At 40.8% G+C, this 20576-nt stretch carries 11 protein-coding genes, 2 tRNA genes and 3 rRNA genes; 6 read left to right on the top strand and 10 right to left on the bottom strand.

Features of this window, described 5'->3' with window-relative positions; all coding sequences use genetic code 11:
• Positions 1-36: 36 nt before the first annotated feature.
• The 6 genes from JG479_RS01520 (at position 37) to JG479_RS01495 (ending at position 7095) form a co-directional block, all read left to right on the top strand.
• On the top strand, positions 37-1707 hold the full coding sequence (locus tag JG479_RS01520; RefSeq protein WP_200219781.1) for a phosphoethanolamine transferase: 1671 nt from the start codon (positions 37-39) through the stop codon (positions 1705-1707).
• A complete protein-coding gene (locus JG479_RS01515) occupies positions 1704-2075 on the top strand; it encodes a diacylglycerol kinase (protein ID WP_007582120.1) in 372 nt (123 codons plus the stop codon). The genes JG479_RS01520 and JG479_RS01515 overlap by 4 nt, the downstream gene beginning before the upstream one ends.
• Positions 2066-4012, top strand: coding sequence for an LTA synthase family protein (locus tag JG479_RS01510; RefSeq protein ID WP_200219780.1), 1947 nt, complete (start codon positions 2066-2068; stop codon positions 4010-4012). Before JG479_RS01515 ends, JG479_RS01510 begins: the two co-directional genes overlap by 10 nt.
• A gap of 63 nt (positions 4013-4075) precedes the next feature.
• Positions 4076-4750, top strand: a complete 675-nt coding sequence (locus JG479_RS01505) for a response regulator transcription factor (RefSeq protein ID WP_200219779.1) — start codon at positions 4076-4078, stop codon at positions 4748-4750.
• The gene (locus JG479_RS01500) at positions 4731-6167 is read left to right on the top strand and encodes a sensor histidine kinase (protein ID WP_002959884.1); all 1437 of its coding nucleotides are present in this window, start codon (positions 4731-4733) and stop codon (positions 6165-6167) included. The genes JG479_RS01505 and JG479_RS01500 overlap by 20 nt, the downstream gene beginning before the upstream one ends.
• Positions 6168-6216: 49 nt before the next feature.
• Positions 6217-7095, top strand: a complete 879-nt coding sequence (locus tag JG479_RS01495; RefSeq protein WP_033038531.1) for a TraB/GumN family protein — start codon at positions 6217-6219, stop codon at positions 7093-7095.
• Between the two features lie 47 nt (positions 7096-7142).
• Here JG479_RS01495 and JG479_RS01490 read toward each other — a convergent pair whose 3' ends face one another.
• The 10 genes from JG479_RS01490 to JG479_RS01445 all read right to left on the bottom strand — a co-directional run bounded on the left by JG479_RS01490 (position 7143) and on the right by JG479_RS01445 (position 19928).
• Positions 7143-8552, bottom strand: a complete 1410-nt coding sequence (locus JG479_RS01490) for an ATP-binding cassette domain-containing protein (protein ID WP_200219778.1) — start codon at positions 8550-8552, stop codon at positions 7143-7145.
• A 76-nt stretch (positions 8553-8628) separates the two neighbouring features.
• On the bottom strand, positions 8629-10359 hold the full coding sequence (locus JG479_RS01485; RefSeq protein WP_200219777.1) for a response regulator: 1731 nt from the start codon (positions 10357-10359) through the stop codon (positions 8629-8631).
• A 131-nt stretch (positions 10360-10490) separates the two neighbouring features.
• Positions 10491-12824: a fatty acid cis/trans isomerase gene (locus JG479_RS01480; protein ID WP_200219776.1), complete on the bottom strand. Its 2334-nt coding sequence runs from the start codon at positions 12822-12824 to the stop codon at positions 10491-10493.
• Positions 12821-13186 carry a hypothetical protein gene (locus tag JG479_RS01475; protein WP_200219775.1) on the bottom strand — a complete coding sequence of 122 codons (366 nt, stop codon included), beginning with the start codon at positions 13184-13186 and terminating at the stop codon, positions 12821-12823. The genes JG479_RS01480 and JG479_RS01475 overlap by 4 nt, the downstream gene beginning before the upstream one ends.
• Positions 13187-13274: 88 nt before the next feature.
• Positions 13275-14069 (bottom strand): VOC family protein, encoded by a 795-nt coding sequence (locus JG479_RS01470; RefSeq protein WP_002959875.1) that lies wholly within the window; start codon positions 14067-14069, stop codon positions 13275-13277.
• Between the two features lie 528 nt (positions 14070-14597).
• A 5S ribosomal RNA gene (gene rrf / locus JG479_RS01465) occupies positions 14598-14712 on the bottom strand.
• A gap of 206 nt (positions 14713-14918) precedes the next feature.
• Positions 14919-17808: ribosomal RNA gene (locus JG479_RS01460) — 23S ribosomal RNA — on the bottom strand.
• Between the two features lie 305 nt (positions 17809-18113).
• Positions 18114-18189 (bottom strand) — tRNA-Ala (locus JG479_RS01455).
• A 50-nt stretch (positions 18190-18239) separates the two neighbouring features.
• Positions 18240-18316: transfer RNA gene (locus tag JG479_RS01450), tRNA-Ile, on the bottom strand.
• A 76-nt stretch (positions 18317-18392) separates the two neighbouring features.
• A 16S ribosomal RNA gene (locus JG479_RS01445) occupies positions 18393-19928 on the bottom strand.
• Together the 16S, 23S and 5S rRNA genes with 2 tRNA genes alongside form the textbook arrangement of a ribosomal RNA operon.
• Positions 19929-20576: the final 648 nt, after the last annotated feature.

Genomic DNA, 20576 nt, shown 5'->3' with positions numbered 1-20576 from the left:
CATAGCATGGCGTTGTTATTTTAAACGAGCCTAAATATGAACATAACTAGCCAAACACCAGCACAAAAAAAGCCAAATCGTAGTAAGCGGTTTTACATTCACTGTAGTGCAAATGCCTTTGTAGTGATGATTGCCTGTTATTACTGTTTAGTTATAAACATTCCTTTTATTCAAGGTTCGTTTAGCGCCATCACCTCCCTTGCATCTTTTTCGTGGCTATTTTTATTTTCAGTGCCACTGCTGTTGTTATGCCTTTTAATTATTTTCTTTTCAATAGTGTCGGTTAGGTGGTTACTAAAACCAATTAACTACCTTTTACTGATAATTTCGAGTGCCGTACTTTACGGCTCATTAAATTACGGCGTCGTGTTTGACTATTCAATGATTCAAAACACGTTCGAAACCGATTCAAGCGAAGCGATGAGCTATTTAAACCCTCAGCTCATAGGCTTTCTACTACTGTTTTGTGCGCTACCTGTTTTTGTATTAAGCAAAGTAAAAATACACTTTACCCGCCCTCACCAAGAAGCAATTAGTCGTATAAAACTTATTGTAGCGTGCTGCTCATTAATTGCTTTAGTGGTCGTAAACTTTTACGCCGACTACGCAGCCACTGGCCGCAATAACCGCATTTTGAAAAAAGAACTCATCCCATTTCAGTATCTCTCTAGCGGTTATAAATATATGCGCGATCAGCTGCTGTATACCAATATGGAATTTAAAAATATAGATGCAACACCTACCTTAATTGCGCCTAACACCACCAGCGTAACAGTTATGGTTGTTGGCGAAACCGCACGAGCAGAAAACTTTGCTTATCAAGGTTATAAGCGCAACACCAACCCTTATACACAAAAGTATAATGTGACGTATTTTAATAATATGGCGTCTTGTGGCACCGCTACTGCAGTGTCTGTGCCGTGTATGTTTTCACTGCAAACACAAGATAACTTTGATCGATTAGCAGCCGACAACCAACAAAACCTGATTGATTTAGCACAACAAGCTGGCAGCGACGTACTGTGGGTTGATAACAACAGCGGCTGTAAAAACGTATGTACCCGTGTTGTTAACATTGATATCCCAACCACCCCATCAGCGCTTTGCGATGGAAAATATTGTTTTGATGAAGCACTGCTTGCTCCACTTAAGCGCAAACTCGCTAATTTGAGCCAAGCTAACACCGTTATCGTCCTACACATGATGGGCTCACACGGACCAACCTACTTTAAACGCTACCCAGATAAGTTTAAGCAATTTACGCCTACGTGCGATAGAAGCGACATTCAAAACTGCTCACTCGATGAATTAGTTAATACCTACGACAACACAATTGCGTACAGCGACTTTGTTAACGCCCAGGTAATTGAGCAATTAAAAGCGCTGCCAAACAATATAGATAAGCAGTTTTTATATGTCTCTGATCATGGTGAATCACTTGGCGAAGCCGGGGCTTATTTACATGGTTTTCCGTATAGCTTTGCACCTAGCACACAAACGCACGTTCCTCTTTATATCTGGGCTGATGAGCATAACCAGCGCATTACTAATACCTGTTTAGCTAATTTAGACACCCGCGCTGCGCGCTCACATAACAATATTTTTCACACCCTTTTAAATTTAATTGGCATTAAAAGCAAAACCTATCAGGCATCGCTCGATTTACTTGCTAGCTGCCAAACAACACCAAGCGAAATAAAACTATGAGTAATAAAACCGTTATAAAACGCCAAGGCTTAATGCGCCTTATTTTTACCTTAAGCCATTCTTTTAACGGCTTAAAATGGATGAGTCGATTTGAAGCGGCGTTCCAACAAGAGCTAGCACTGTTTTCGTTACTCGGTGTGTTTGTGTGGCTACAAGAAATTGCACTAAGGGATAAATTACTGCTTATAGCCAGCCTGCTTTTTGTATTGTTTGCTGAGCTGGTAAATACGGCAGTTGAGGTTGTAGTTGATAGAATTGGCAGTGAATACCATGAGCTTTCGGGGCTAGCTAAAGATATTGCCTCTGCAAGCGTGTTTATAGCTATGCTAATTGCCGCTCTTATTTGGTGGGCTGTGTTATGGGCATAAAGCTAACTTTTATACCTAAAATACAAAATGCACTTGGCCCTGTATGGATTTTTGTTGTATTTACTGTTTTGGCACTTAGCTTTTTAACACTTGCTCGCTTTGGATTAAGTGTATGGCAAGGGGAGCGTGTATTTGGATCGCATGCGTGGTTGTCTATATTTATAGGTGGTTTAAGAGTTGATATAGCCACTCTAAGCTACATTATTATGCCCGCATTACTACTTACTTTACTGATGCAAAGCGTAGGTTGGCAAAATAAAGTACGCGGCCTCATTAAAATTTATTTAGTGGGAATGTCTGCTTTACTTGTTTTTTTTGAAGTGATTACGCCTACGTTTATAAACGAGTACGATTTACGCCCAAACCGCTTATTTATAGAATATTTAATTTATCCTAAAGAAGTCTCAAAAATGATTTTTTCAGGCTATAAGTTAGAAGTATTTATTGCTGTTATAGCACTTATTTTAAGCTGTAAATTTGCAAGTAAAGTATTTAGCAATCAATGGCAAAGCAAGTCATCACTAACAGGCTTAAACCAATCAATTTTAGCGCTCGTTTTAGTATGCTTAACTATTTTTGGCGCCCGCAACTCATTAGGACACAGACCACTTAACCCCGCCATGGTCTCGTTTTCTACCGATCATTTACTTAACGACTTAACCCTTAACTCACTTTATAGCGTCGCGTTTGCAGTTAAGCAACTTTCTAATGAGCAATCGAGCCAAGACTATTACGGTAAAATGCCCACCGATGAATTACTTAGTATTGTGCGTAATAACATGCAAAATACGCAAGGCACATTTAGTGATGTAACCGCCCCTACAAAAACGTTTCATGGCGCAAGTAATACAGGTAAACCCAAAAATTTAGTCATTATTTTACAAGAAAGTTTAGGTGCTCGTTATGTAGGCACGCTTGGCGGTTTACCGCTTACACCTAATATAGACGCCCTTTATAAACAAGGCTGGGGGTTTGATAATTTATACGCCACGGGCACACGTTCAGTACGTGGAATTGAGGCAGTAATTACAGGATTTACACCAACGCCTTCGCGTGCAGTTGTTAAGCTTGATAAATCACAACGTGACTTTTTTACCATTGCTGACTTTTTAGCGAAGCAAAATTACAACACGCAGTTTATTTATGGTGGCGAAAGCCATTTTGATAACATGCGCAGCTTCTTTTTAGGCAACGGTTTTAAAAGTATCGTAGATACAAATAACTTTAAAAAAATAGACTTTAATGGCTCGTGGGGCGCATCAGACGAAGACTTGTACGACCAGGCCGACATAGAACTTACTAAGCTTAAAAATCAAAACAAACCCTTTTTTAGCCTTATATTCTCAAGCTCTAATCATAGCCCGTATGACTTTCCTGACGATAAAATAACGCTGTACGATAAACAAAAACAAACCCGTAATAATGCTGCCAAGTATGCCGATTACGCACTAGGCACCTTTATCGAAAAAGCTAAAAAATCGAGCTACTGGGATGATACTGTATTTATAGTTATTGCCGATCACGACTCGCGCGTATCGGGTTCAAATTTAGTACCGGTTGATCACTTTAAAATTCCGGCCGTTATTTTTGGAAAAGGTATTACCCATAAACGAGATAGCCAACTAGCCAGTCAGCTCGATATTCCTGTTACTCTACTGTCTTTAATTGGCGCAAGTGGTAAGCACCCAATGATAGGTCATGATTTATCAAAGCCAATTAGCGACAACAAACAACGCGCAATGATGCAATACGACAAAAACTTTGCCTACATGCACGATAATAAAGTGGTGGTGTTACAACCACAAAAACCAGCAACCACCTATACGTATAGCAATAACCAGCTTGTACCATGTGAAAATGATGAGCAACTAGTTAGAAAAGCCCTAGCCCACGCGAACTTGGGTAATTTAGCCTACACAAATGGTTGGTATCATTAACCAAGTGACTTGATAATAAAGCCTTGTTAAAGTAACAAGGCTATTTTTATAAACCGAGTAAACATGAAAATCCTCGTTATTGAAGACTCTGAAGCACTAAGACGCAGCTTGCAAGTTGGCCTTAGCAACCTTGGTTTTACCGTAGATGAAACTGGTGATGGCTCAGAAGGGCTGAGTATGGCACTGAGTGGAAACTACGACCTCCTCGTACTTGATTTAATGCTACCGAGCGTTGATGGCATGAGTATTTTACAAGCACTGCGCAGCAGTAATAGCCAAAGCCGTGTGCTAATTTTATCGGCACGAAGTGAGCCTCAAGATAAAATTAACGGCCTTATGAAAGGCGCTGACGATTATTTAACTAAGCCATTTTCGTTTGAAGAACTCCATGCTCGTGTCCTTGCATTACTTCGTCGTGGTTCACTGCAAAACCAACAAAATACCCTAACCGTAGGTGATTGCGTATTAGATCTCTCCCTTAAAACTCTTCACTACAAGCAACATGCTATTGAGCTCACGCCTAATGAATACAAAATAATAGAATGCTTATTTAACGCCCCAGAGCGAGTATTGGGGCTTGAACTTATAAGTGAAGCGGTGGTAGGTCAGTTTGATATGCTCTCTAAAAATGCGCTTGAAGCACACATCTCAACTATACGTAAAAAAGTAAGACAGTTTGATGGCGAGCTCCCGATAAAAAATAAACGTGGATTTGGTTATGTCGCAACAACAAAATAAAAATCACTCAATAAAACGTAAACTCGTTAATAATATTAGCGCTGTGATCTCAGTTATTTTGTTCACCATATTTTTAACCGTTGATTTAAGTGTTGATACTTGGGTGGAAGATCAGTTCAATCAGTCTTTAACTAATAAAGCTAACTACTTAAAAACCTTAGTTGAAGATGACAACAACGTGGTTGAATTTGATTTTGCTGGTGAGTTTATGTCGGAATATGAAGCTGCAGATGCTACGGAGTTTTACCAATTATGGCATGGCCGTGATGTGTTTGAACGCTCGGACTCATTAGCGCTTTATGAAAATGCTAACCTGCCTTTTTTAGAAATGCCGATAAACGAATCTAAAATTATAGATTACGAGCTTCCTAACGGGCGTGATGGTCGCGCACTTATAAGTCACTTTGTAGCCCAAAAAGATGATAGAAACCCCACTCACTCTGCTGTTTTTAATACCATGACGCTTGCAATTGCAGCGCCCACCTCTGAGCTTAATAAAGTACTGATTATTATTGATGTGGTCTTTATTTTAACCTGTGTACTTGGTGTGTTTGGTGTGCGCTATTTAGTGACACGTATTGTAAATAAAGGCCTGCACCCTCTACACAATTTAAACGACCAAATTAAGTTACTCGATATTACCGGTGTTGCGCAAACAATAGAAAGCGACTTTAAAGTAGAAGAAATAGAACCTATACGTAACGAGCTAAATAAGTTTATTACCGTTAATCAGCAACTCTATAGTAATGAAAAACGCCTAACAAGCGACATTGCACACGAGCTAAAAACCCCAATAGCTGAACTCATAAGCCTCTCAGAGGTGGCTATTCGCTACCCTGACGATAAACGTATTAGCGACACCTATACAAGTGATGTACTTAGTATTTCACAGCGTATGAAAACGATTGTTAACAACCTCTTATTATTGCAGCGCTCAAGTAGTAGTGCTATGCAATTGAATGCGCAAAATATCATTCTAAATAACTTAGTAAATCAAATTATTGATGAGCTGACCTTTAAGCATCCAAGTATCAAAACGCGTTTAAATAACGAAATAAGTGGCGAACTTATGCTTAATGTTGACGAATTTAGTTTAAATACCATTTTGTGTAACTTAATCGATAACGCACTATTTTATGGACTCCCTGAGGCGCCAATTAAATTAACTGCCGTAAATAACAGCACAAACATGAGCATCTCTGTTAGTAACAAAGTAAATAAACCACTAAGTGGTGAACAGCTAACTGCTATTTTTGACCCGCTCTATCAGCTAGATTCATCTAGAACTAATAATCAGCGCCATGGTTTAGGATTATCTATTGTACAGAGCTTATGTAACTTAAATGGCTTTACTATTAAGGCCAGTAATACCGAAAACAATACGCTAACGTTTATATTAACGTTACCTCTGAAGTAAATTTAGGTTAGTATTTACACTACTAATTTTGAGATTTTAAGGACAAACCATGAATGCTCTTACCCGTATTAGCCACTTTTTTATTGTGGCGTTACTTATAACATTTAGCCTGAACAGCTATGCAGCTCCTGCCTTATATAAAATAGAAAAAAATGGCGTCAGTTCTTACCTATTTGGCACTGTACACGTTGGTGATGCCAGCATGAAAGGCTTACCTAAAAATGTAACCGATGCAATTAGTGCAAGCAAAGAAGTGATTGTTGAAGTTGATATAAGCAAACTTACACCACTTGAAATGCAACAGCGCTCAATGCCATTTATGATGCTAAGTGACGGTAAAACACTGCAAACTGAGCTTTCAAAGCAAAATTATACCAAGCTAAAAGATTACTTTGCTAAAAAGTCGATTGATATTGCTATGTTTAATGGCTTAAAGCCTTGGGCTGTTATGGTGACTATGATGCAAATTGAATTTCAAAATGCAGGATATTCAGATAAAACCGGCATAGACAAGCAAGTGCTTAGTTATGCTAAAGAGCATAATATTAAAATTGGCGAGCTTGAAACCCTAGAGCAACAACTACAAATGTTTGATGGTATGGCGCTATTAAGCAATGAAATGATTGAAGAAACCTTTGAGCAACTAGCCGATATTAATACTTACTTTATCAAGTTAGTTAATGCATGGAAAAGCGGTGACATGGACACACTAACCGATTACTACAACATGAGTTTTGATGACAGTAATTACGGTGAAATTAGCGAGCAAGTAATGCTAACTAACCGCAATAATAATTGGGTTAAGCAACTCACACCGCGTTTAGCAAACGAGCAGCTATTTATTGCTGTAGGCGCTCTGCATTTACCTGAAAAACACGGGTTACTTAAACAGCTTCGAGATAAAGGCTTTAGCGTTACTCGTCTTTAAAATAAAAATGGGTTGAGTGAATTCTCGCTCAACCTTTCTCTAAGCTTTTAATGAAAGTCTTCCATTTTTAAGTAATTCTCTATTCCTTTAATTTTGTCTGCCGCATGATGATTTACATAAATCACAGTACTTGTATTGGCAGCACAAATTTTCTCTATTAGTAGCAGTACACGCTGCCTGTTTGCTTCATCTAAGCCTAAGCAAGGTTCATCTAAAATAAGTAACGTTGGATGTTTTACCATAGCCCGCACAATTAATAACATACGCTGATCGCCGTACGATAGCTGGGTGAATGAGGTGCTTTGCTTGTCACTTAAACCAATAAATGCCAGCCACTGCTTAGCAATATTAATTTGTGCGTCGCTCGGTTTTTGATATAAACCTATGCTGTCGTAAAATCCTGAAATAACAGTATTTAAAGCCGATATACTTACGCGGTAATCCATATGTAGCGCGTTAGATATAAAACCAATATGCTGTTTTATATCCCAAATACTCTCCCCTGTCCCACGTTTAAAACCGAACACTTCAATGTCATTGTTATAACACTGTGGGTTATCACCTGTTATTAAATTTAATAAGCATGTTTTGCCTGAACCGTTCGCTCCACTAAGCTGCCAATGCTGATGCTTTTTTATAGTCCAATTGAGATTTTTGAATATGCTTACATTACTGTAACTAACTTTAGCATTACTCAATTTAACTAAGGTATTACCGGTGAATGCCTTTTGCTCTTGTTCGGTATCAGGAGATGGCACATCCAATGAGGTATGTTCTAAATGAAGTAGTTTTAGTAAATCACTCAATTGCTCACTACTTGGCTTTGCCAAAGTATGTAACAAGCAACCTTGGTTTACATAGCCATAGTGAGTAATGAATGAAGGGATTTCGTCTAGGCGGTTTAGTACAAAAACAAAAGTAATAGTTTTGCTAAGTTCTATGAGTATTCTATTAAGCTGCTGGCAAGATTGTACGTCGAGTCCATGAAATGGCTCATCAAGCACGACTAACTCACTATGGGAGCTGAGTCCTTTTATAAGTAGAAGTTTACGAGTTTCACCCGTTGAAAGGTCTCTAAAATGCCTATTTAGTAATGAGCTAAATTTAAATAATTCTATTAGCTGCGCTAATAATTCATCATTATTACTATGCCCTGTAAAAATAAGGTCTTTAACGAGGGTGTGCTTTTCATGCTCTAATTCTTGAGCTAGTAACTGTTTATGTGAATCTGAAGACACGAGCATAAGCTTATTAATACTACTTATACGCTTACCACTTTCACACTTAGCCTCACCGATTAACGCAGCTGTCAGAGCAGATTTACCAGCTCCATTAGCACCTAAAAGTAACCAATGTTCTCCTAGGTTCACTTGCCAATCTAGGTTGCGTATATCGTAACGGCTTTTACCTTGCCCTTGTAAGTAACCATTAAATTGCTCAAGCGTAATTGACTGCACTAACTTTTCCTAATTAACCTTAAAACAGCAAGTTAACGTATATTAAAAGTGCTTAGCAAGCTTGTTATCTGCAAAATTAATTTATTTCACTAACAACGCTAATACTATTTAATGCGTCTTTAATTGCTTGCTGGCTTATTGGCTTATGAATATGGAGGTTAGCTCCGTATTCATAAACTCGCTCTATATCATTTTGTGAGGTATTTGCTGTTATAACAATAATTGGCATTACTTTATTAAGATCGGAACGTATTTTTTTAATAGCCTCAAACCCATCCATTACTGGCATGTTTAAGTCCATAAAAACAATATCGTACTGATTTTCACTCACCATATCACACGCGACTTTACCATTTTCTGCGCAATCATAGCTTAAACCTAATAAGCTAAGTATGCGGGTTAATAACATAGTGTTTAATGGGTTATCTTCAACGACTAAACACGTTAGCTTGTTGTTTACTTTAAGAGGTGTTGGGAGGGCTTTACTTATTGTCACTGGTAAATACAAAGACACCAAAGCACCATGAGTTTTATTATTTGTAAAAGTAATTTCACCATGCAGTGCTTTTACAACGTATTGAACCCGGGTTAGGCCTGTTCTCAACCCTTGAAAGTGATTAGTTTGTTTAAATGAGTCAAATTCAAGACTAGTAATCTTCTTCGAAAAGCCACTGCCAGTGTCACTCACCGTTAAATGAAATTCATCATTTAAAAGCTTAGCTGAAACAGTAATTTCACCTTTTTGTGTAAACTTAATTGCATTACTAATTAACTCTGTAAGTGTGTGCTGCAAACGTTGATGATCCAATTTACATACACAATTTAACGATTCATCTAAAGAGCTAACTAGTTTTAGGCCTTTTTGCTTGCACGCATGCTTGTAAGCTATTACTACTTTATTACACGACTCTAAAAGGTTTTCGTCATTTAAATGCGGTACCCATTTACCTGCACTTAAAGCCTGCAAGTCTTGTAATTCATCTAATATGGCTATTAACCTAAGCGCGCAATAGTTAGCTTGGGTTTTAACGCTTTGCTGTTTATTAGAAACCTCTAGCTCCTCAATAGACGTAATAAGTCCCTGCAAAGGTGTTCTAAATTCGTGACTAGCTCTGGCAATAAAATGTTCTTTATTTTGACTTGTTTGATAAACAAAATCTTTTTGTTTTTGTAGCTCTAAAAGCGTGTCTGAAACCTCTTTTTCCATTGGTATAAAAACAAATCTTAACTCAATAAGTAATAATGTCATTGCCAATAACCAGCATAGTATCTCTAGGTTGGCGACCCAATTTACTTTTTTAACAGCTTGAGATTCAAATAAGCTCACTGCCTTATCAAGCTTTGTTAATAACGTTTCAACATGCTTTATAGAAAATACTGAGTGGTTTATCTCTCCTTGCTGATACAAAAGCCGCTCTGTTTGTTCTATATAGTCAAATACCGCTTTATCTAACCCAATCGTTTCACCAAAATATAAGTCTACTAACGCTGGATTTAAGTAAATGTATTCGTCATCAGAGTTTTTAGTTAATAATATTTGATGGGACTTTTTAAATGTATTGAGGGACTTTTCAAGTGACTCAGTATGAGCGGGCGAGTAATTACTGATGTTAAGCATAGCATTACTGTGCCAAGCAATTTTCTGTGAGAGCATACGCTGGCTACCAGCGATGTTAATAATTTTTGCATCAAACTTTTGAACAGAAAAACTATGCTGCATTAATAAAGCAGAGCCACTTATTAATAGCGCTATTGCAATTAGTGCCCATCGGTAACGTGTTCTCACGCTTTTAATAATATTGAACATGTATAAACCAGTTTTTTATATAAGTGTAGACTAATTTTTTAAAACGAAGAATCAGTCAAAATAATTAAGCGAATTATTAATACCCAATAAAAAAGCCCAGCATCAAGCTGGGCCATAGTAGTAAAATTATATTAGCGATTCTCTAATCGATTATAATCGAACATTCCATATTCTATCCCACGATACTTTTTAGCTGTATCGTGCAATATATCGCTGTATTGCCAAAACTGTGGATGAGTACGTCGAATGCCAAACTTAGATTTCAAAGCACCATAATCGGCTTCTATTTGCATCATAGGCAATTGCTCGGCAAAAGCATTTACTTGCTGCTCGTTATTTAAATACCAAATAGCTGCTGGGTAATCACCGATAAAGCCAGGAACAATAGTCGCGGTATCTTCATCATAAGCACGTTGACCATCTTCGTTTAATAAACTAGAAATATTGTAGTGCGCATTATGATGAATAATAGTGTAGCCCTTATGACTATTATCTTTTTGCTTTACAAGTACAAAAGAAAGCTGAGGTAACAAGTTTACCGCTTTTGCTGGCATATTACTTACTACATTTAACGGCTTTGGTACTTCAGTGTAGTTGTATCTTTCACTTAAAACTGGCGCTAAGGCTTCTTTCATCAAAGTATATAGCTCATGCTGTGGATCATCAGTTTTATAGTTAATACCACTTGGCTGACTAAATTCTCGGTTATTTTTAAAGAACTTAGATAAGTCAGGTGGTGAATTACGATACCACTGCTTTTTAATTTGATTACGTTTAGCCTCAGGTAACAATGCTAAAAAGTTTTGCTCTCCCTCTAAACGTAAAAAATCCATATATAGGCGTGTCACTAATTGATGGCCTATATTTCCGTACACATCAAAGCCTGCTACAAGCAAATAGTGAATACGCTCAAACAAAGCATAATCTAATATCCAGGTGGTTTTAGGCTCTTGACCAATAAAACCTTTAACTACAGTTGCACTATCAAAATGGCGGAAAATAGTTAGTGCCGCATTTTTATTATGCCCATCACCTTTCCAAAGTAAGTCTGTTGTAAGGTGCTCACCACCTTTGAACATTTTGTTAGCCAGCTCAACTTTCGCCTGTAAATACTTTTTCTCGCGAACTGAATATTTAACCCAGCTAGAAATGGGTAAGGCATTACTTTCCTCAGCGGCAGGAAGTTCTAATGCCTCTTCATGTTGCATTAGCATTTCCCCTACAGCCGGAGTCGCTACTTTATTAGGATCAGCAAAAGCTACCCAAAAATGATCGTTTATAACATTTAAAGCAATCTGACCACGACAAACAGGCCCTTTTATAAAGCCCATAATAATTAACTCTGCCTCATCAAGCATAAATTGATACTTAGAATTAATTGGAATAACTTCAAAAGTTTTAAAAGGGTTAGATGCTGCCTTAGGCTCATAACTAGGCATTTTCGTAACAGTATAATCTGGCGCAATAAACTGCTCATATAAACGCAGTAATTTAGCTTCATTAAGCTCAAGTGGTAAATGTGTTTTAGAAAGTATGGTTGTACGTTCTTGCATAAAACGATAATAAACACGGCTAACTTTAGGGTCATCGTATGGGCGGCGCGTGTTAATTAACTTTATTTCCTCACCAGGAGGCGTACTTGAGCGAACTAGTTTGAAAAAGCTTTGTGGATTTTCTGAAGTAAAATAAATATGTGCTAAAAACCAATGCTCATAAATATACCGTGCTGATAACTGATACTTTAAGCTATCTTGATTTAAAAATGCTTCCCAACCCGCTATTTTATTCTGATCATATTTACTTGGTGGCTGAATATGTGACATTTTACCACCACCTTTAAGCCAGTTCTGTAAGTGATTAAACTCTTCACGCGAAACACCAGGTAAACCATAAGGCATGCCGCCATGAGGTTGATCACTTGCCAATCGATCGAACTCACCCATTGTTGCGCAGGTTTGCGAACGCGCTAACGAAAAGTCAAACTCATCACCTAACACTTCATTTACTGGCAATTCATGGCTTTGCTTTAACACTAAGCTATTAAATAACACACTGCCCGCTAAGTTAGCTTCTTCACTTTGCACGCGCTCATTTAGCACTGGCGTAAAGTTTTTCTCTCGCCATTGCTGAGTATTAGTTGCATCAAATAATAAACGGCTTGGGGTCGTTGCCAATAAACGAGTTCCATCGTAAACGAGCTCTTTACTCAAACCTCGGTCAATACCTTCAGGGGATGAGAGCTTAAGCTGGCAAGGTGCGTCGTAACAACCATGACAAACGACGCAGCGGGTATCGAGTACTGGTTTTACATTTTGTAAAAAATCAGCACCAGCACCTGTTGTATGAGGCACCATTCTCTCTTGTGTTTGTTCAGGTCCAAAAAGATCATCGTAGTGAGCATTTCCCAAATATGCACAACCGCTTAAAATAATGAGTACTATCGTACTTATTAGTATTTTTCTCATTCGTCGTCCTCATCACCTAAATCAAAGGTGGGCATCATATCCATTTGAGGAGAAACGAATGTATTCTGACCTTCAGTATTCAAAACAATACTTAAAAGAGGGCCATGCGTTAATGTTATCTGCGCATCGTGCTCTTGATCTAATATAGCTAAGTACAGAGGATTAGTTATAAGCAACTCATAACCGCTAACAGTAATAGCGACACTGCTATCTTCACTTGGGTTCTGGCAAATTTGAGCAAGTAACTCATCATCAAGTCCAATTGATATTTCAAAATCAGGCTGCTCTAAGTCTCTATTACTTAATAATTCATCTAATAGAAATAAAGGGAGGGTTAAATTACTATCTTGTTCAAATTCCATTGCGTTCTCTGCACTTTCTGACGATTTAATTGACGAGTATTATATCAAACTAGCGAGCAAATTAACGCTAAAGCTAATTTAACTGTGTTTAAACGTCATCCATAACAGATTCGATCACCGAAAATACAGCACCTTGAGGGTCGCATATAACACTAAAACGACCAACATCGGGGATATCTGTTGCAGGAACACATACTTGTCCACCTAAGCTAGCGGCTTTACTAACAATTACATCGCAACTCTCTACTGCAAAATAAATCATCCAATGAGCAGGGGTATCATCAGGCCATTCACTTGTCATTTCAAGCATACCGGCAATTGGTTGTCCATCGACTAAAAATAAAATGTAGTCCATCCCTTCCATAGGCTTTATTTCGCTTTCCCAGCCTAGTAAAGCACAGTAAAAGTCTCGACTTACTTTACTATCTCTTGTTGCTAACTCATGCCAATAAGGCGTATTTAATTCACCTAAGTGCTTACAACCTTTATGCTCATTCCCCTGCCATAGTGCAACAGTTGCGCCTACTGGATCTTTTAGCATCAACATTCGTCCTGCATTCATAACATCATGAGGACCGGCAATAACTTCAGCACCTAGTTCTTTTGCTTTTAGCGCACAATCATCAACATTATCGACGGCAATGTAAGCCAACCAATGACTTGGGATCCCTGCACTAATTTGCTCTTTAGGCATTTCGTACATTGCAGCGATATCATCACCTTGCTTTTGTAGCATGGTGTAGTATATGTTCTCTCCAATAGGTTGATCGTCATGCCCCCAATCAAATAAAGATGTATAAAACGCCTTACCGTCTTTCCAATTGTGTGTACAAAGCTCTGACCAACAAAAAATACCATGCGGATGGTTTTCAACTTTACTCATGATTAAGCCCTTATTATTCTAATTTCACCTAAACGAACTCTGTCACACTTTATAAACGAAATAATGGAACAGACTATAAATTGAGATTAGAGCAATAACTAAGCAGAGTCGATAAAAGAAGGGCAAAAATTCGTTATTCAGTTGTTTCATATTTGAGGTTTTTAACGCAGTCAGGGTCAGATTTAACCTCTCAAATGGATTAAATATTATTGCTGATTGATATAAATGATTTACTAAGAAGTCCTTCGCTCTAGAGGAATCCCTAAATTACTTTTCTGCAGACGTAAAAAAGCCCGACTATTTCTAGTCGGGCTCTCTACAATTTGAAGTCTGGTACTGTCGTAGTGCCCACAGCGGTGGAGAGTCACATAACAAATGCTACACTATCGTTGGTCGGGGCTCGCCTTCGAGCTGTTTTGTTTGACTACCGAGTTCGGCATGCAAGTTCTATATAGCCTATAGGCTTTTTCTAAACCTCAGAAAGCAAAAAACCCGTCACATTGCTGTAACGGGTTTCTTTAATTTGAAGCCTGGTAATGTCCTACTTTCACATAGCAAATGCTACACTATCATCGGCGCTGTTTCGTTTCACTACTGAGTTCGGCATGGAGTCAGGTGGGTCCAAAACGCTATTGTCACCAAGCAAATTAGGTGCAAAGAATCAATGACAAGCACGTAGTGCTACCATTTTCTTTGCGCAAGGTGCCTCAACTTTAACGCTACGCGCTAAGAGTCACCTCTTGAATTTGGAAAATATCTGATAATATTTTTTAAGTCTTTCTAAGTAATTTCTACTTTAGTTATATTAACTTCTGTCTAAACTGTCGCATAAAACGCGTTTGGCGTTGTATGGTTAAGCCTCACGGGTAATTAGTACAAGTTAGCTTAATGGCTCACACCACTTCCACATCTTGCCTATCAACGTTGTAGTCTTCAACGGCCCTTCAGAGACTTTAAAAGTCTAGTGAGAACTCATCTCGAGGCCTGCTTCGCGCTTAGATGCTTTCAGCGCTTATCAGTTCCGAACGTAGCTACCGGGCAATGCCATTGGCATGACAACCCGAACACCAGCGGTTCGTTCACTCCGGTCCTCTCGTACTAGGAGCAACCCCTCTCAATTCTCAAACGCCCACGGCAGATAGGGACCGAACTGTCTCACGACGTTCTAAACCCAGCTCGCGTACCACTTTAAATGGCGAACAGCCATACCCTTGGGACCGACTTCAGCCCCAGGATGTGATGAGCCGACATCGAGGTGCCAAACACCGCCGTCGATATGAACTCTTGGGCGGTATCAGCCTGTTATCCCCGGAGTACCTTTTATCCGTTGAGCGATGGCCCTTCCATTCAGAACCACCGGATCACTATGACCTACTTTCGTACCTGCTCGACGTGTCTGTCTCGCAGTTAAGCTGGCTTCTACCATTACACTAACCGTACGATGTCCGACCGTACTTAGCCAACCTTCGTGCTCCTCCGTTACTCTTTAGGAGGAGACCGCCCCAGTCAAACTACCCACCAGGCACTGTCCGTAACCCCGATTCAGGGGCCAACGTTAGAACATCAAAACTACAAGGGTGGTATTTCAAGGTTGACTCCACAACAACTAGCGTCGCTGCTTCAAAGTCTCCCACCTATCCTACACATGTAGGTTCAATGTTCAGTGCCAAGCTGTAGTAAAGGTTCACGGGGTCTTTCCGTCTAGCCGCGGGTACACAGCATCTTCACTGCGATTTCAATTTCACTGAGTCTCGGGTGGAGACAGCGTGGCCATGGTTACACCATTCGTGCAGGTCGGAACTTACCCGACAAGGAATTTCGCTACCTTAGGACCGTTATAGTTACGGCCGCCGTTTACCGGGGCTTCGATCAAGAGCTTCTCCCTAAGGATAACCCCATCAATTAACCTTCCGGCACCGGGCAGGTGTCACACCGTATACGTCATCTTGCGATTTTGCACAGTGCTGTGTTTTTAATAAACAGTCCCAGCCACCTGGTCACTGCGGCTCCCGTCCGCTTAGAGAGCAAGTCTCATCACAGATAGGAGCGTACCTTCTCCCGAAGTTACGGTACGATTTTGCCTAGTTCCTTCACCCGAGTTCTCTCAAGCGCCTTAGTATTCTCTACCTGACCACCTGTGTCGGTTTGGGGTACGATTCCATATAATCTGAAGCTTAGAGGCTTTTCCTGGAAGTATGGCATCAACAACTTCATCACCGTAGTGACTCGTCTCGTGTCTCAGTCTTAATAGCAACCCGGATTTACCTAAGTCGCCAACCTACTCACTTTCACATGGACTACCAACGCCATGCTTGTTTAGCCTGCTCCGTCCCCCCATCGCAATTATATCGAGTACAGAAATATTAATCTGTTTCCCATCGACTACGCCTTTCGGCCTCGCCTTAGGGGTCGACTTACCCTACCCTGATTAACATGGGATAGGAACCCTTGGTCTTCCGGCGTGGGAGTTTTTCACTCCCATTATCGTTACTCATGTCAGCATTCGCACTTCTGATACGTCCAGCATACCTCCCGGTACACCTTCAACCGCTTACAGAACGCTCCCCTACCACTCAGAATAAATTCTGAATCCGCAGCTTCGGTGCATAGTTTAGCCCCGTTACATCTTCCGCGCAGACCGACTCGACCAGTGAGCTATTACGCTTTCTTTAAAGGATGGCTGCTTCTAAGCCAACCTCCTGGCTGTCTGGGCCTTTCCACATCGTTTCCCACTTAACTATGACTTTGGGACCTTAGCTGGCGGTCTGGGTTGTTTCCCTCTTCACGACGGACGTTAGCACCCGCCGTGTGTCTCCCGGATATTACTTTACGGTATTCGGAGTTTGCAAAGGGTTGGTAAGTCGGGATGACCCCCTAGCCTTAACAGTGCTCTACCCCCGTAAGTATTCGTCCGAGGCTCTACCTAAATAGATTTCGGGGAGAACCAGCTATCTCCCGGTTTGATTAGCCTTTCACTCCTAGCCACAGGTCATCCCCTAACTTTTCAACGTTAGTGGGTTCGGTCCTCCAGTTGATGTTACTCAACCTTCAACCTGCCCATGGCTAGATCACCGGGTTTCGGGTCTATACCTTGCAACTAGTCGCCCAGTTAAGACTCGGTTTCCCTACGGCTACCCTATTCGGTTAACCTCGCTACAAAATATAAGTCGCTGACCCATTATACAAAAGGTACGCAGTCACCCAACAAGTGGGCTCCTACTGCTTGTACGTACACGGTTTCAGGTTCTATTTCACTCCCCTCACAGGGGTTCTTTTCGCCTTTCCCTCACGGTACTGGTTCACTATCGGTCAGTTGGGAGTATTTAGCCTTAGATGATGGTCCACCTATATTCAGTCAAAGTTTCACGTGCTCCGACCTACTCGATTTCACTTAAAATGTCTTTTCATGTACGGGACTATCACCCTGTATCGTGGCACTTTCCAGAGCCTTCCATTAACACATAATAAGCTTAAGGGCTGTTCCGATTTCGCTCGCCGCTACTTTCGGAATCTCGGTTGATTTCTTTTCCTACGGGTACTTAGATGTTTCAGTTCTCCGCGTTCGCCTCGTTAACCTATGTATTCAGTTAACGATACCTGCAAGCAGGTGGGTTTCCCCATTCGGAAATCCTAGTCTCAAGCGCTTTTTACTAGCTTGACTAGGCTTATCGCAAGTTAATACGTCCTTCATCGCCTCCAACTGCCAAGGCATCCACCGTGTACGCTTAGTCACTTAACCATACAACCCAAACGGGTCTTTGTTTTGTGACAGTTTAACTTCGCCAGAAGTCAATATTGAATACTAAAGTAGATACCAATCAATCAACTCATAAGAGTTAATTAAATGGCACTGAATGGTACTGCTACCATTCTTTTTTTACTTTTGAAAACTCTTGATAAATACAATGTATTCATCAGAATTTTATTATCAGCTTTTCCAAATTTTTAAAGAGCAAGAGATACAAAACCTCTCAAAATTAAACACACTCTATTCTCAGGCGGTTAATGGCCCGATAAAGAATATTTATTTTTAAGAAGTAAAAGTGGTGGAGCTAAGCAGGATCGAACTGCTGACCTCCTGCGTGCAAGGCAGGCGCTCTCCCAGCTGAGCTATAGCCCCACATATGCTGGTACTTACTGTTTTAACCATCTTCTTGATTAGACAAGAAGTGGTGGGTCTGAGTAGATTTGAACTACCGACCTCACCCTTATCAGGGGTGCGCTCTAACCAGCTGAGCTACAGACCCAAAACAATAAGTGTTGTTCTCTTTACAATAACAATCATCTGTGTGGACACTACGAACAAATAAGTTCTAAATCGTATAAGGAGGTGATCCAGCCCCAGGTTCCCCTAGGGCTACCTTGTTACGACTTCACCCCAGTCATGAATCACTCCGTGGTAAACGTCCTCCCGAGGGTTAGACTATCTACTTCTGGAGCAACCCACTCCCATGGTGTGACGGGCGGTGTGTACAAGGCCCGGGAACGTATTCACCGCGTCATTCTGATACGCGATTACTAGCGATTCCGACTTCATGGAGTCGAGTTGCAGACTCCAATCCGGACTACGACGCACTTTAAGTGATTCGCTTACTCTCGCGAGTTCGCAGCACTCTGTATGCGCCATTGTAGCACGTGTGTAGCCCTACACGTAAGGGCCATGATGACTTGACGTCGTCCCCACCTTCCTCCGGTTTATCACCGGCAGTCTCCTTAGAGTTCTCAGCATTACCTGCTAGCAACTAAGGATAGGGGTTGCGCTCGTTGCGGGACTTAACCCAACATCTCACAACACGAGCTGACGACAGCCATGCAGCACCTGTATCAGAGCTCCCGAAGGCACCAAACCATCTCTGGTAAGTTCTCTGTATGTCAAGTGTAGGTAAGGTTCTTCGCGTTGCATCGAATTAAACCACATGCTCCACCGCTTGTGCGGGCCCCCGTCAATTCATTTGAGTTTTAACCTTGCGGCCGTACTCCCCAGGCGGTCTACTTAATGCGTTAGCTTTGAAAAACAGAACCGAGGCTCCGAGCTTCTAGTAGACATCGTTTACGGCGTGGACTACCGGGGTATCTAATCCCGTTTGCTCCCCACGCTTTCGTACATGAGCGTCAGTGTTGACCCAGGTGGCTGCCTTCGCCATCGGTATTCCTTCAGATCTCTACGCATTTCACCGCTACACCTGAAATTCTACCACCCTCTATCACACTCTAGTTTGCCAGTTCGAAATGCAGTTCCCAGGTTGAGCCCGGGGCTTTCACATCTCGCTTAACAAACCGCCTGCGTACGCTTTACGCCCAGTAATTCCGATTAACGCTCGCACCCTCCGTATTACCGCGGCTGCTGGCACGGAGTTAGCCGGTGCTTCTTCTGTCAGTAACGTCACAGCTAGCAGGTATTAACTACTAACCTTTCCTCCTGACTGAAAGTGCTTTACAACCCGAAGGCCTTCTTCACACACGCGGCATGGCTGCATCAGGCTTGCGCCCATTGTGCAATATTCCCCACTGCTGCCTCCCGTAGGAGTCTGGGCCGTGTCTCAGTCCCAGTGTGGCTGATCATCCTCTCAAACCAGCTAGGGATCGTCGCCTTGGTGAGCCATTACCTCACCAACTAGCTAATCCCACTTGGGCCAATCTAAAGGCGAGAGCCGAAGCCCCCTTTGGTCCGTAGACATTATGCGGTATTAGCAGTCGTTTCCAACTGTTGTCCCCCACCTCAAGGCATGTTCCCAAGCATTACTCACCCGTCCGCCGCTCGTCAGCAAAGTAGCAAGCTACTCTCTGTTACCGCTCGACTTGCATGTGTTAGGCCTGCCGCCAGCGTTCAATCTGAGCCATGATCAAACTCTTCAATTAAAAAGTTTTATGTCTTTCGACAGCTCAATGAATTCTGAATTTTTGTTTTTGTTGCCAAAAACGAATTGACTGTGCGTTATTATTTTCACTTTTAAAAAAGTGAAATCAAAACAGCTCAAGGCTGAATCTTTTAATAACATATGGTCACTCAGTTTCAATTGAGACTCTAATTTGTTTGCCTCACTACCTAAGTAGCTTGGCTGTTAGAACTCAATCTGTACGAGTGCCCACACAGATGATTGCTTTATATTGTTAAAGAACGTTTTGAGTCGCTTTAGCGTCTCAAGGGATGCGAATAATACACCCTTTATTTTTTGAGTCAACACTTAGTTTTAAATTTTCTTTTGGAAGATTTAAAACCGAAGTTTTATTTAACTCTCTGAGTAGTTCGTGCCTCGCTATGCGTTGGCGTTTCCCGTCTCAGTGGGGTCGCATTATAGGGAGATCCGAAAACAGATCAACCCTTTTTTTAGATCTTTTTACTGTTCGAACAAAAATAGAACAAAACCACGTAAAACCACATGAAAACCCGTCTAAGATGATGCTTTTTTATGCTCTTATTTATTATTTAATACAAATATCATTGCTATGTTTGATTTAGGCGTTAAGATAGCAAGTTCACAATGTTAAATTAATGTTTATTTCCTG

Source organism: Pseudoalteromonas sp. LC2018020214, from assembly GCF_016598755.1.
GTDB lineage: Bacteria > Pseudomonadota > Gammaproteobacteria > Enterobacterales > Alteromonadaceae > Pseudoalteromonas > Pseudoalteromonas distincta.
The sequence above is the reverse complement of the archived record's forward strand: the minus strand, read 5'-3'. Positions and strand labels throughout refer to the sequence as shown.

Excerpts from the sequence above, each read along its gene's own strand:
- JG479_RS01520 (WP_200219781.1), top strand. The coding sequence starts at position 37 with ATGAACATAACTAGCCAAACACCAGCACAAAAAAAGCCAAATCGTAGT.
- JG479_RS01515 (WP_007582120.1), top strand. The coding sequence starts at position 1,704 with ATGAGTAATAAAACCGTTATAAAACGCCAAGGCTTAATGCGCCTTATT.
- JG479_RS01510 (WP_200219780.1), top strand. The coding sequence starts at position 2,066 with ATGGGCATAAAGCTAACTTTTATACCTAAAATACAAAATGCACTTGGC.
- JG479_RS01505 (WP_200219779.1), top strand. The coding sequence starts at position 4,076 with ATGAAAATCCTCGTTATTGAAGACTCTGAAGCACTAAGACGCAGCTTG.
- JG479_RS01500 (WP_002959884.1), top strand. The coding sequence starts at position 4,731 with ATGTCGCAACAACAAAATAAAAATCACTCAATAAAACGTAAACTCGTT.
- JG479_RS01495 (WP_033038531.1), top strand. The coding sequence starts at position 6,217 with ATGAATGCTCTTACCCGTATTAGCCACTTTTTTATTGTGGCGTTACTT.
- JG479_RS01485 (WP_200219777.1), bottom strand. The coding sequence starts at position 10,359 with ATGTTCAATATTATTAAAAGCGTGAGAACACGTTACCGATGGGCACTA.
- JG479_RS01480 (WP_200219776.1), bottom strand. The coding sequence starts at position 12,824 with ATGAGAAAAATACTAATAAGTACGATAGTACTCATTATTTTAAGCGGT.
- JG479_RS01475 (WP_200219775.1), bottom strand. The coding sequence starts at position 13,186 with ATGGAATTTGAACAAGATAGTAATTTAACCCTCCCTTTATTTCTATTA.
- JG479_RS01470 (WP_002959875.1), bottom strand. The coding sequence starts at position 14,069 with ATGAGTAAAGTTGAAAACCATCCGCATGGTATTTTTTGTTGGTCAGAG.